This is a genomic window from Marinitoga okinawensis (genome assembly GCF_055387075.1).
Genome location: NZ_AP042422.1, coordinates 38,150 through 50,714 on the forward strand (window position 1 = coordinate 38,150; position 12,565 = coordinate 50,714).

General features: G+C 28.5%; 13 protein-coding genes and 1 tRNA gene. 11 read left to right on the forward strand and 3 right to left on the reverse strand.

Going from position 1 to position 12,565, the window contains the following annotated elements; all coding sequences use genetic code 11:
- The first annotated feature begins 4 nt into the window (after positions 1-4).
- The 7 genes from ACZ5CK_RS00180 to ACZ5CK_RS00210 all read left to right on the forward strand — a co-directional run bounded on the left by ACZ5CK_RS00180 (position 5) and on the right by ACZ5CK_RS00210 (position 5,254).
- Positions 5-832 carry a 2-oxoacid:ferredoxin oxidoreductase subunit beta gene (locus tag ACZ5CK_RS00180; RefSeq protein WP_464581890.1) on the forward strand — a complete coding sequence of 276 codons (828 nt, stop codon included), beginning with the start codon at positions 5-7 and terminating at the stop codon, positions 830-832.
- Entirely contained in the window at positions 829-1,425 is a 597-nt protein-coding gene (locus tag ACZ5CK_RS00185) for a 2-oxoacid:acceptor oxidoreductase family protein (RefSeq protein ID WP_464581891.1), read from the forward strand. Before ACZ5CK_RS00180 ends, ACZ5CK_RS00185 begins: the two co-directional genes overlap by 4 nt.
- Positions 1,422-1,865, forward strand: a complete 444-nt coding sequence (locus ACZ5CK_RS00190) for a diacylglycerol kinase family protein (RefSeq protein ID WP_464581892.1) — start codon at positions 1,422-1,424, stop codon at positions 1,863-1,865. The genes ACZ5CK_RS00185 and ACZ5CK_RS00190 overlap by 4 nt, the downstream gene beginning before the upstream one ends.
- On the forward strand, positions 1,855-2,901 hold the full coding sequence (locus ACZ5CK_RS00195; protein ID WP_464581893.1) for a protein-glutamate methylesterase/protein-glutamine glutaminase: 1,047 nt from the start codon (positions 1,855-1,857) through the stop codon (positions 2,899-2,901). Before ACZ5CK_RS00190 ends, ACZ5CK_RS00195 begins: the two co-directional genes overlap by 11 nt.
- Complete coding sequence (locus ACZ5CK_RS00200) at positions 2,901-3,722, forward strand: M23 family metallopeptidase (protein WP_464581894.1); 822 nt, start codon at positions 2,901-2,903, stop codon at positions 3,720-3,722. Before ACZ5CK_RS00195 ends, ACZ5CK_RS00200 begins: the two co-directional genes overlap by 1 nt.
- Positions 3,723-3,724: 2 nt before the next feature.
- Positions 3,725-5,086, forward strand: a complete 1,362-nt coding sequence (locus ACZ5CK_RS00205) for an N-acetylmuramoyl-L-alanine amidase family protein (protein WP_464581895.1) — start codon at positions 3,725-3,727, stop codon at positions 5,084-5,086.
- 93 nt (positions 5,087-5,179) lie between these two features.
- Positions 5,180-5,254: transfer RNA gene (locus ACZ5CK_RS00210), tRNA-Asn, on the forward strand.
- Between the two features lie 28 nt (positions 5,255-5,282).
- Here the strand turns inward: ACZ5CK_RS00210 and ACZ5CK_RS00215 are convergent.
- The 3 genes from ACZ5CK_RS00215 to glpX all read right to left on the reverse strand — a co-directional run bounded on the left by ACZ5CK_RS00215 (position 5,283) and on the right by glpX (position 8,382).
- Positions 5,283-6,293 (reverse strand): sensor histidine kinase, encoded by a 1,011-nt coding sequence (locus tag ACZ5CK_RS00215; protein WP_464581896.1) that lies wholly within the window; start codon positions 6,291-6,293, stop codon positions 5,283-5,285.
- A gap of 236 nt (positions 6,294-6,529) precedes the next feature.
- Entirely contained in the window at positions 6,530-7,333 is an 804-nt protein-coding gene (locus ACZ5CK_RS00220; protein WP_464581897.1) for an SAM hydrolase/SAM-dependent halogenase family protein, read from the reverse strand.
- A 2-nt stretch (positions 7,334-7,335) separates the two neighbouring features.
- Entirely contained in the window at positions 7,336-8,382 is a 1,047-nt protein-coding gene (gene glpX / locus ACZ5CK_RS00225; protein WP_464581898.1) for a class II fructose-bisphosphatase, read from the reverse strand.
- Positions 8,383-8,588: 206 nt separating this feature from the next.
- Here glpX and ACZ5CK_RS00230 point away from each other — a divergent pair, with 206 nt between their 5' ends.
- The 4 genes from ACZ5CK_RS00230 (at position 8,589) to sufC (ending at position 12,565) form a co-directional block, all read left to right on the forward strand.
- On the forward strand, positions 8,589-9,989 hold the full coding sequence (locus ACZ5CK_RS00230; protein WP_464581899.1) for an aminopeptidase: 1,401 nt from the start codon (positions 8,589-8,591) through the stop codon (positions 9,987-9,989).
- A gap of 21 nt (positions 9,990-10,010) precedes the next feature.
- The gene (locus ACZ5CK_RS00235; RefSeq protein ID WP_464581900.1) at positions 10,011-10,598 is read left to right on the forward strand and encodes a hypothetical protein; all 588 of its coding nucleotides are present in this window, start codon (positions 10,011-10,013) and stop codon (positions 10,596-10,598) included.
- Positions 10,595-11,305, forward strand: a complete 711-nt coding sequence (locus ACZ5CK_RS00240) for a hypothetical protein (protein WP_464581901.1) — start codon at positions 10,595-10,597, stop codon at positions 11,303-11,305. Before ACZ5CK_RS00235 ends, ACZ5CK_RS00240 begins: the two co-directional genes overlap by 4 nt.
- Before the next feature lie 489 nt (positions 11,306-11,794).
- Positions 11,795-12,565 carry a Fe-S cluster assembly ATPase SufC gene (gene sufC, locus ACZ5CK_RS00245; RefSeq protein WP_464581902.1) on the forward strand — a complete coding sequence of 257 codons (771 nt, stop codon included), beginning with the start codon at positions 11,795-11,797 and terminating at the stop codon, positions 12,563-12,565.

Here is a 12,565-nt window from a genome sequence, read left to right on the forward strand (position 1 = left end):
TGTTATGCCTAATCAAAAGTATTTTGAATATGTAAGAAAAGACAGACTACCAAATGTTTGGTGTCCAGGTTGTGGTAATGGTATTATAATGAAATCATTTATCGAAGCAGCTTATAACCTTAAATTAGATAAAAATAAGGTTGCTGTAGTTTCTGGTATTGGATGTTCTTCTAGGGTTACGGGGTATCTGGATTTTAACACATTGCATACTTTACATGGAAGAGCTATTCCTTTTGCAACTGGAGTTAAGTTAGCAAGACCGGATTTAGAAGTTGTTGTTATGGGTGGAGATGGCGATATGTTAGCCATAGGTGGTAATCACTTTATCCATGCATGTAGAAGAAATATGGATATGACAGTAATATTATTTAATAATACAATTTATGGTATGACTGGTGGGCAATACTCACCAACAACACCACATGAGGCTATTGCTTCAACAGCACCATATGGTAATTTAGAAAATAATTTTGATCCTGTGAAAATGGCAATATCTTCTGGTGCAACATATGTTGCAAGGAGTACAGTGTATCATTATACGCAAAGTGTAAAATATATAGAAAATGCTATTAAACATAAAGGGATGTCTGTTGTTGAAATATTGTCTAATTGTCATACATATTTTGGTAGATATAATGGAATGAGTCAACCAGCTCAATTTATGGAATATTTTAGAAAAAATACTATAACTTTATCAAAAGCAAGAAGTATGAAACAAGAAGAAATAGAAGGTAAGATTGTTATAGGTGAATTCTATAATGATGAAAGCAAGAAAACATATTTGGAATTATATGAAGAATTATCTGAATCATTAGGTGGTGTTGCAAAATGAATTTAAAAGATCCAAGAAGTATTAGAATTAGTGGTATGGGTGGTCAAGGTAATATTCTTATGGGGCTTATTTTAGCTGAAGCGCTTGTTAGTGAAGGATATTGGGTTGTTCAATCTCAGCATTATGGAGCTCAGGTTAGAGGTGGATTATCTTTTTGTGATGTGTTATATTCAGATGAAGTTATTGATTATCCAAAGGCAGAAACATTTGATATATTATATATAATGCATGAAATAGCTTTTACTCATCTTGTGAGAGTAAAAAATAATGGTATTTTGTTTTATGATAGTTCATATATAAAAAGATTACCTCAAACGGTAGCAAGAATCACAAAAAAGATAGTAGCTATTCCTGCTTCAAAGTTAGCATATGAAGAATTAGGAAATTCAAATGTAGCTAATATGATAGGTCTTGGAGCTATTGCAAAAAATTGTGGTATAGTTAAAATTGAAACGTTAGTTGATGTAATGAAAAGAAGAGTAAATGAAAGATTTTATGAGATAGATGAAAAAGCTTTAAGAATGGGTTTTGATTATGTTGATAAGAAATATGAGATAAAAACAGATAATGGTAATGGAAGAGAGATACAATGAGAAAATTTTCGAAAAGCTTATCCTATGCTATTAAAGGGCTTTTTGAAGTTTTTAGAACACAAAGAAACTTTAAAATACAGGTAGTTTTTGCGTTGATCGCAATGAGCTTAGCTCTATTCTTGGATCTTGATGAAGGTCAAATATTATGGATTAGTTTAGCTATTATGATGGTATTAATTCTTGAAACAATTAACACCTTAGTAGAAAATATTATGAATTTGTTACATCCTGAATATAATAAAATAGTAGGAGTTATAAAAGATTTAGGTGCTGCTGCGGTTTTAATCGCAGCAACTTTTTCTATAGTAGTAGCAACAGTTATATTTGGTGGTAGGATTTTTAATTGGTCACCTAAATATGGTATAATAATAGGTATAATATTTGTTATATTTATAGCTGTTGGAAGTGTTTTTAAAGGGAGGGGAAAAAATGACCGATAATGTTATAAAAGTTTTAATAGTTGATGATTCAGGATTTATGAGAATGGTTTTGAAAGATATAATTGAAAAAGAACCTGATATGAAGATAGTTGGAATTGCCAAAACAGGCCTTGAAGGTGTAGAAAAAGCAATAGAATTAAAGCCTGATGTAATAACTATGGATGTTGAAATGCCAGAATTAAATGGTCTTGAAGCAGTTAAGTTGATAATGAAAAAAAATCCTACTCCTATAATAATGATTAGCAGCTTAACTTCTAAAGATTCAGAAATAACATTAGAAGCATTACAAAGTGGTGCAGTCGATTTTATACAAAAACCAGCTGGTAGTGTATCTTTTACATTTAGAAGTGTAGCTGGTGAATTAATTGAAAAAATAAGAAATGCAGCAAAAATTGATCCTGCTAAATTAATTAGAAAACCAAGATTAGTGAAAAAACCAAAAATTAACTTGAGTTTAAGAGGTCAAAAAATAGTTTTAATCGCTTCTTCTACAGGTGGTCCAAGGTCATTAGATACTGTAATACCTAATTTACCAAAAGGTATTAATGTTCCTGTGGTGGTTGTTCAACATATGCCTCCAGGATTTACTAAATCATTAGCTAATAGATTAGATAAAATATCAGAACTTACAGTAAAAGAAGCAGAAGATAATGAAGAATTGAAACCAGATACTGTTTATATAGCACCAGGTAATTATCATTTAGGATTAAAAGCAAATGGTTCAAGGGTTTATACTTATTTAGATTCATCAGATAAGATAAACAATGTAAGACCTTCTGCAGATTTTACGTTTAATGATGCAGCAGAAATTTATAAGGGGAATATAGTAGCTGCTGTTTTAACAGGTATGGGTAAAGATGGTGCAAAAGGAGCATTTAAAATAAAACATTATGGTGGTAAGATTATAGCAGAATCCCCTAAAACATGCGTAGTATATGGAATGCCAAAAGCAGTAGTTGAAGAAGGATATGCGGATTTTGTTTTACCAAATTATGAAATAGCAGGAAAAATAGTTGAATTGTTAGGAGGAAAGTGATGAAAGCACGGATTTTATTCTTAGTGTTGTTATTGCCAATTTTTATGTTTTCTGTGAAAACATATACTTATACCATTCAAAGTGGTGATTCTTTAGAAAAGATAGCTTATAAGGTGAATATTCCTTTGCCTTTAATTATTGATTATAATCCTGATTTTGCTTATAAGAAATATATTTATGCTGGAGAGAAGTTAATTATTCCAGAAAAGCCAGTATATATATATTCTGTGAAATCTGGAGATAGTTTAAGCTATATAGCTAAAACATTTTTTTCAGATGCCAGTTTGATTGCTGAGTATAATAATATAACAAATCCTAATTTGTTATATATTGGACAAAAATTAGAAATTCCGTATGAATATATTGGATTGAGTTTTAATAAAAATGTAGATGTGTCATGGCCGGTTTGGGGAGAATTAACTTCATTATATGGCTGGAGAATACATCCAATATATCATGATAAAAGATTTCATTCTGGTATTGATATAGCTTTGAGTGAGGGATTACCAATTTTATCAGCCGTTACAGGTAAGGTTGTTGAAGTAAAAAAAGACAGAGGATATGGTATATATGTGAAAATTAAAGCTGGCAGCCATTATTATATTTTTGCACATATGTCCAAAGCTTTAGCTGTACCTGGAAGTATAGTTAAAAAAGGCGAATTGATTGGTAGGGTTGGATCTACTGGAATATCAACAGGGCCACATGTCCATTTTGAAGTGAGAACATTAGCAGAAAAATCTATTAATCCATTGGAATTATTACCTTCATTTAGATATGCACATGTTCCAATAAAAAAGAAGTATATGGGTGGTAATTGAGAATGAGAAGAAATTTTATTTTTATTGTTTTTATATTGTTAATATCAATGATGTTTTCCAAGGATCTTTTTCTTCAATGGAAAAAAGTTGATAGTAATAATTATATTGAGAAAAATAATAATGTTTTTCTCAATATTTCTTATTTGGAGAAAATTGGATATAGTATTATGGGGACATCAGAAAATTTATTTATCATAAAATATGATGATACATGGTCTGCTGTTGTTTTTCCAAAAGCTGGTGTTGCAATTATTAATTCTTCTGAAAGTATTAGTATAGATAATGATGAATATATATATATGAATAAAAAATATTATGTAAGTTTGAATTTATTAGCAAAGTTAGCTAATTTAGAGTTTTTTCAAAATTCTAAAGGATATTATTTGAATTTCAGATTAGCTAAATTAAAGAGTATTGACGGTTTTTTAATGAAGGATAAACTGAGAATTATTATGGAATTTACATCAAAACCAGAAAAATTTGAGGTTTATAAATTAACAGCTGTTCCAGGTTATTTAATTAAAGTATATGGAGTTGAAATACCTGAGGTTTCTTTTTCTAAGACATATAGCAATAAGTTTTTAAGTCAAATAAAAGCCATGCAACATTCACAAAAGGAAATATGGATAACGATAACCTTAGGTGGAGAAGCAAAAAAATATACAAAAATAGAAGAGGATGGACGAATTATCATTGATGTGGAAATGAAAGAGAAATTCACAAAACCTGTAGTAGTTCTTGATCCTGGTCATGGTGATTTTGATCCTGGAACTTTGGGATATCTTGGAACTAAAGAAAAAGATATGGCTTTAAAAGTTGCATTAAAGACAAGGGAATTATTAAAAGATAAACCAATAAATGTGTATTTAACAAGGGATACAGATAAGTTTGTTGAGCTTTATAACAGAGCGAAAATAGCAAATGATTTACATGCAGATTTATTTATTAGCATTCATTTGAATTCATATTTAGAAAATAGAAGTATCAGAGGATCTGAAATTTATTATTTCTCTTTTTCTAATGACAAATATGCTAGAAAAATCGCTAGAAAAGAAAATTTAGATATGGATGATAATAAGGATATTATACAATCGAGGGTTGTTGAAAAGAAGAATTCTATACCAGAAAGTAAGAAAATGGCAAGCCTTTTAGAAAAACATGTGAAAGAGAATAAAATTCCGTTTAGAAATATAAAAGCGGCTGAATTTGCTGTTTTAGCTTATACAAAATGTCCTGCTGTTCTTTTTGAATTGGAGTTTTTATCTAACCCAACTGTTGAGGTTAATTTTATATCTGGAAAATATGTTGATCTTTTTGCAAAAATTATTGCTAATTCTATCTTAGAATATTTTAATATAAAGTAAATTAGAATATCGGTATAGATAAAATTAACAATTTAGTAGCGAAAAATTTTCTTGATTTATAATGTTTCTTATGTTATAATATATCTTGGTTATTCCGGCGTAGCTCAACGGTAGAGCGGGTGGCTGTTAACCACTAGGCTGGGGGTTCGAATCCCTCCGCCGGAGCCATAAAAAGTCCAGCGCAAGCTGGACTTTTTTATTTTTCTAAAATTATAGATAATATTGTACCTTTATTTTTTATAGAATTAATTTTTAATTTTGCATTTTGGAAAATAATAAATCTTTCTAAAAATACTGTTCCTAATCCTGTTCCGTTTTCTTTTGTTGTAAAAAACGGTTTTAAAAACTTCTCTTTTTCTGTATTATTCATTCCAATTCCATTATCAGCAAATATTATCTTATAGTTCTTTTTCTTTTCTAGAATTTTTACCATTATACAGCTTTTGTCTTTTTTCATTAAGACTGCATCGACAGAATTTTGTATTATATTAAATATAGCTGATTTGAATAACCATTTATCGCTTATTATATTAACATATGCTTTGTTTTGTATTTTAAATGATATATCTGGATAATTATCCTTAAAATTAGAGATTATCTCATCTATTAATATATTTAAATTAAATTCTGTTTTTTCTTCTGAAATTTTGAATAAATCCAATGTTTCTTGTATTATTCTTTGTATATTATCTATTTCTTGATTTAATTGTGTTAGATATTCTTCATCTTTTGTAATTTCATACATTTGAAATGTCATTTTTAATCGAGCAACTGGAGTTTTTAATCCGTGAGCAGCATCAGCTAAAATTTCACCCATTCTTGCAAAATGTCTTGCGCTTTCAAGATTTTTCTTTAATTTCTTATACTTTGTTATATCATTTACAGCAACTATTGTAAAATGACTTTTTTTGGTAACTATAAATTGGAGATTTTTTCTGAGCTTTTTAGAATATACTTCATATATTCCAGACTCAAGTGTTGATTTTATTCCACTTTTTATGAATATCTTCGACAGTTGCATTCCATATTTTAAAGGTACTGTATAAAATATTTCTTTGGCTTTTTTATTTGATCTTTGTAAGATACCATTTTCATCAAATACTAATAGTCCGGAACCTATGCTGTCAAAAATGGCATTGAATTTATCATAATAATCTTTTAATCCTTCTCTTTCTTTTGATAATAATATCGCGTATGTTCTTATCATTTCATCTAATTCACGAAATAATCCAGAATATTCTAAGTTATAATATTTGTTATTATATGCATTTCCTTTATGTAAAATACGTCTTAAACGCTTTTCTATGAATATGTCAATTATGAAGTAAAGTACAACAAAATTTATTGGTATTATGTACCAATAATTAAAAATATGGAATATATAGAAAAGTATAATTAAAATAATGGTATGAATAATAGAAATTTTTTCTGATAAATCCCAACCTAATAATTTTCTTTGCTTAATATGATTTCCACTCCTTCATTATCTAATTCTAGCATTTCTTTTGCGCTTCCTTGATTAACAGCTATTTCTAAAAAGCCAGAGCTTTCTGGATGAATCAATAATTCCCCTGGTAATACATCAGAGAAAACTCTTTCATAATATGCTTGTACTTTTTTGTTTGCATAATGAATATTAATTTTATCATCTTTTTTAAATAATGTGTCACCTAATTCCGCTGGTATATTAGTTTGTATATTTCCAAAGGTATCAAAAAATATAATTTCTCCTTCAATGGAATCATCTTTTATTTCTGGACTTTTATATCTGAATAAATTAATAGAATTAATTTCTTGCCCAAACTCTTCTATAGGGATACCTTTTGAGAGATATGCAGCAATGGGTGAAAAGATATCTCTTCCATGAAACGTAGTAGAATAGCTTTTTCTAAAGTAATATTTTTCATTATTAATTTCAATTAATTTATCTATCCCGTATTCTTCTGCAACTAAGGTTAAAAGGCCATTATCTGGCGCGACAAAATAGAAGTTTCTGCTTTTTGATTTTAAGATTATAGGTTTTCTATTACTACCAACTCCTGCATCTATCACACTTAAGAATATTGTTCCTTCAGGGAAATCCTTTGAAAATCTATATAATATGTGTGCATTAACCTTTGGATCGAATTTTTTTGTATCATGTAAAACATCAATAATTTCAACATTTTTATTAATAGTTTTCATGACAGCTTTACATATACCTACATAATAACTATCATTTCCCCAATCTGTAAAGAAAGCTATCATTTTTATATACCCCCTCCCGAATAATCCTCTCTTTTTTTGTCAATGTTTAATAATTTAGCATCTCCTTCTGTGGATTTAAGTCTTATTGTTTTATATTTTAAATCATGATATGTCGTTATTCTTCTAATTGTTCTAGTCTTTGAACGCATAACTATACTTTCTGTGATAGCTTTACCTTTTGAGAAATGAACACCTTTTAAAAACTCTCCATCTGTAACTCCTGTTGCAGAGAATATAACATTTTCCCCACCAGCTAAATCTTCTGTATAGTATACTTTATTCATATTCCAACCTTCTTCAATAAGTTTTTTCTTTTCTTCTTCTGTTTGTGGCCAGAGTTGTACTTGTAATTCACCACCTAATGTTCTTAAAGCACCAGCAGCGAGAACAGCTTCTGGGGAACCACCGATTCCTATATAAATATCAACACCACTTTCGGGCATTGCAGTGGCGATAGCTGCAGCGATATCACCGTCACCAATTAATTTAATTCTTGCACCAACTTCTCTAATTTCATTAATAATCTTATTATGCCTATCTCGATTTAATACAACTACAGTTAATTCGCTAATGGGTACTTTAAGAGCTGCAGCAGCAACTCTTAAATTTTCTCTAATACTACTTCTTATGTCTAATAATCCTTTTAATTCAGGTCCAACAGCTAATTTGTATGAATAAAAAGTTGGTAAATAAGCTAATTTACCTTTTTCTGCTAATGTCATAACACTAATTGCATTTGGTAATCCGTATGCAACGAGCCTTGTACCATCTATTGGGTCTACAGCAATATCAAATTCCTCATCTCCATCATTCCATGTTCCAACTTTTTCACCTATATATAACATCGGAGCTTCATCTTTTTCACCTTCTCCAATAATAACCGTACCTTTTATTTCAATGTAATCTAACATACCTCTCATAGCATCTACAGCAGCTTGGTCTACGGCATTTTTGTCACCCATTCCAAGATGCAAACTGCTGGTTAAAGCAGCAGCTTCTGTAACCCTAACTAAATCCAATGTAATTTCTCTATCGATTTTATCCACCATATTTTCATCCCCCTTTAATGTTTTATTATATTACTATTATACTAAAAATATAAGATTTTTAAAACCTTGTTTTTTCATAATGTAAATTAAATAATCTTCATTATTATTGACCATTAAAATAATAAAACTTTTTATGAACTTTGAAAAGAAAGAAATATATGATAAAATTAATTTGGAAAGCAAAGTAAATTATGGAGGTGATATTTGTGGAGATAAAAAAGTTACAAGAAAAATTAATGAGAAAAAAAGTTACAGTGTGGGAAAAAAGGGATAGAAATGTTATCGATGAATATTCCAAAGGTTATAAGAAATTTATCAATTATTCCAAAACAGAAAGAAGGGCCGTTGAATATACGGTAAAAGAGTTAGAAAAACACGGATTTAAGCCTTTGGATTTTTATCTTGAAAAGGGTAAAATAGAAGATGGAGATAAAGTGTATTATGTTAATAATAGCAAAGCTATTTTTGCAATAAAAATAAAAGGTAGTTTAATAAATGGAATTAATATCGTTGGTGCACATTTAGACGCACCGAGATTGGACTTAAAACCAGAGCCAATTATTGAAGATACTAATATAGCTATGGCAAAAACCCATTATTATGGTGGTGTAAAAAAATACCAATGGTTAAATATTCCTCTTGAATTGCATGGGGTTGTTATAAAAGATGATGGTACAAAAGTAGATGTTTCTATAGGAGATGCAGAAGATGATCCAGTATTTGTAATTTCTGATTTATTACCTCATCTCGATAGAAGAAAAGGTGAAGTTTCTGAAGTATTTAAAGGAGAAGATTTAAACTTACTTTTAGGAAGTATTTCAATTTCATATGATGAAGAAGTAAAAGATGGAGTAAAATTGAATATATTAAATATTTTACATGAAAAATATGGAATTATTGAAGAAGATTTAATTTCAGCAGAATTGGAGGTTGTTCCTTCATTACCAGCAAGAGATGTTGGTTTAGATAGATCATTAATTGCAGCATATGGTCATGACGATAGAATTTGTTCATATACAGCATTAACTGCATTAATAGAGTCGGAACCTATAAATAGAAGTGCATCTATTCTTTTAACAGATAAAGAAGAAATAGGAAGTGATGGAAATACAGGTGCAAAACATCATTTCTGGATTACAGTTGTTAAAAAATTATTAAAATTGCAAGGAAGTTCTAATATCGAATTGGATATAGACGATACTTTATTAAATTCAACATTACTATCAGCAGATGTTACTGCAGGATATGATCCAAACTTTAAAGATGTTCATGATCCAGCAAATGCAGCAAGGTTGGGTTATGGTATAGCTATTGCAAAATATACAGGTGCTAGAGGAAAAGCAGGAACTAATGATGCAAATGCAGAAGTTTTTGGGAAAATTAGAAAGATTTTTAATGAAGAAGGCGTTGTTTGGCAAACTGGAGAACTTGGTAAAGTAGATCAAGGTGGAGGCGGAACAATAGCTAAATTCTTCTCTGAAAAAGGATTAAGTGTTATTGATGCTGGAGTAGCTCTTTTTGGAATGCATTCACCATATGAAATAGCTTCAAAAGGTGATTTATATGAAACGTATTATGCATACAAAGTATTTTTGAATAAAAATTAATTTTTTCATAGGAGTGAAAATTTGAAAATTTTCGCTGGTGATCCTATCCATTTAATGGAGTTTGAAAATGATAATGTGAATATTAATATTACATCCCACTCCTGGTCTTTTTTAGGCCAGAGTGGGGTTTCTGTAATTTTAAATAGTGATTCTGTTAATATTTTTGATGGTATTGCAGAAGAAGAATTAAGATCTTTTGAAGATAGAATTATTAATGTTAATGATGAAAATAAGTTAATTTTTTTGTTGCAAAGTGAAGGAATGAAATTTGAAAATTATTTTTATGCTAAAATGCGACATGCGGATTTAATTGTTTTGAGAGTAGATCTTTTAAACAAATCATCATATGGATACTTATTAAATGTAATTATATCTAATATGTTTTTAGTTAATATACCCATATTATTGTTTAAAATATATAAGGATAAACATGAAATTTCATATTTTTATCCAGATAAAAAGGAATATGTTATATTCAAAGATTCCCCTTATGCTTACATAGAAATAGAAAAATTTAATGATAACATTATAATGCTTCATGGGTATTATAGAAATAAGATTCATAATAAATTACAGGCCTTTTTAAAAAAGGTTGGGGATTTCAAATGAAAAATTTTTTAGATATTATTGTAGAGAAAATTTTGTTCAAAAAAGTAAAGAATGCTTTTTATAGTATTAAAGATAATTATCCATATGATGATAATAATTTTTATTTTATCAATTTTGGTGATGTTTCATTAAAATTATTTAAATTAAGGCATTTGTTTTATTTGATTTCACATTTTAAAGATGCAGTTAAATTTAAAAATAAGATAGGTTTTTTAAAGGTAAATAGATTTTCAAAAAAGTATTTGAACTATATTTCTGAAATTTCTGAAATATTTGATATAGTAATTTTAATGGAGTATAAGAATGGGTTATATATCATTAGAGAAAATACCGTAAACAAAGTACATTCTAATGATAATTTTTATTTTAAAACAACGAAATTTTATTTTCTTAATGAATCCACTGAATTATTGTATCAGTTAATGGATATAAGATTAGAAAATCCCCATTTTTTGTTAGTTAATAATATTTCTTGTAATTTTCAAGATTTAGAACTTAATTCCATTTCTTCTGCACTTTCTATTTATACTATTTCAATGAATGATAATACATTCAAAATTTTTAAACCGGAAAATAATAAATTTGTTGAATATAAAATTAAGGAACATTTTATTTTGAAATTTAATTTGAAGAATTTAGAGAATTTGAAAAATGGACTTACTAAATTTGATGATAAAAAGGTTGAAATGTTATTAAAATATATATAGTAATAATAAAGAAAATTATAAAATAATGTTCTTCACCAGGTGAAAATTTTGAGTCCTTAAAAATGCTCATTCTAACCTGTCGCTCAAACTCATATCCATATTCGGTTTCGCTCAATTTTGCATCCATGCAAAATTGTCAGGCTCCATTTGCATTTTTTCGGAAATTTTCAATGGTTCATCACATTATTTTTATAAATTTTCTTTATGACAACTAAACAATCTTCGAGTTTTCATTTGTTTTATTTTTGAATTCCAATGATATATATGGCTTCATTTAGATTTTTCTGGAGCTTCCGAGTATTTATTCATATTATTTTTTTAAAATATTTTGTCAATAGTGAAAGGGCCGGAAGGCCCTTTTTTATTTAACTATGTAGAAATAGAATCTATTTCTATTATTTACAAAAAATATACATTTAAATTTGACTTTTTTTGTCTAATTTAGTATAATAACATTAGGTAAATATGACAAAAAAAGGAGGAATTAAAATGTTATTAGAAGTGAAAAATCTTAGAGCTAAGGTTATTGAGGATGATAAAGAGATATTAAAGGGTGTTAATTTAAATATAGAGTCTGGTGAAATACACGTTTTGATGGGACCAAACGGTTCTGGAAAGTCAACATTATCAAATGTTATAATGGGGTCACCAAAATTCGAGGTTATAGAAGGCGAAGTATTATTTGAAGGAGAAAATATTTTAGATTTAGATACTAATGAAAGAGCAAAGAAAGGTATATTTTTAACCTTCCAACATCCACAAGAAATAGATGGAGTAAAAATGAGGCAATTTTTAATAAATGCATATAGATACATGCATCCAGATGAAAAGATTTCACCAATTGAATTGAATAAGAGATTAGTTAAATTATGTGAAGAAATAAATATTAAACCAGAATTTTTGGATAGATATGTAAATTCGGGATTTTCTGGTGGCGAAAAGAAAAAGAGTGAAATATTACAACTATTTTTCTTGCAACCGAAATTAGTTATTATAGACGAAATTGATTCAGGACTTGATGTGGATGCATTAAAAGATGTTGCAGAGGCTATTAATAAATTAAAAACAGATGATATGAGTATATTAATGATTACACATTATCAAAGGATATTAAAGTATCTTCAACCAGATTTTGTTCATGTATATGTTGATGGAAAAATTGTATATACAGGCGATGCTAAATTGGCAGAGGAAATTGAAGAAAAAGGTTATAGTGTTTTAAGTGAATATACAGACGTAGAAGCTGTTAAGGAGTGGTAA

Excerpts from the sequence above, each read along its gene's own strand:
- ACZ5CK_RS00180 (WP_464581890.1), top strand. The coding sequence starts at position 5 with ATGCCTAATCAAAAGTATTTTGAATATGTAAGAAAAGACAGACTACCA.
- ACZ5CK_RS00185 (WP_464581891.1), top strand. The coding sequence starts at position 829 with ATGAATTTAAAAGATCCAAGAAGTATTAGAATTAGTGGTATGGGTGGT.
- ACZ5CK_RS00190 (WP_464581892.1), top strand. The coding sequence starts at position 1,422 with ATGAGAAAATTTTCGAAAAGCTTATCCTATGCTATTAAAGGGCTTTTT.
- ACZ5CK_RS00195 (WP_464581893.1), top strand. The coding sequence starts at position 1,855 with ATGACCGATAATGTTATAAAAGTTTTAATAGTTGATGATTCAGGATTT.
- ACZ5CK_RS00200 (WP_464581894.1), top strand. The coding sequence starts at position 2,901 with ATGAAAGCACGGATTTTATTCTTAGTGTTGTTATTGCCAATTTTTATG.
- ACZ5CK_RS00205 (WP_464581895.1), top strand. The coding sequence starts at position 3,725 with ATGAGAAGAAATTTTATTTTTATTGTTTTTATATTGTTAATATCAATG.
- ACZ5CK_RS00215 (WP_464581896.1), bottom strand. The coding sequence starts at position 6,293 with ATGATAAGAACATACGCGATATTATTATCAAAAGAAAGAGAAGGATTA.
- ACZ5CK_RS00220 (WP_464581897.1), bottom strand. The coding sequence starts at position 7,333 with ATGATAGCTTTCTTTACAGATTGGGGAAATGATAGTTATTATGTAGGT.
- glpX (WP_464581898.1), bottom strand. The coding sequence starts at position 8,382 with ATGGTGGATAAAATCGATAGAGAAATTACATTGGATTTAGTTAGGGTT.
- ACZ5CK_RS00240 (WP_464581901.1), top strand. The coding sequence starts at position 10,595 with ATGAAAAATTTTTTAGATATTATTGTAGAGAAAATTTTGTTCAAAAAA.
- sufC (WP_464581902.1), top strand. The coding sequence starts at position 11,795 with ATGTTATTAGAAGTGAAAAATCTTAGAGCTAAGGTTATTGAGGATGAT.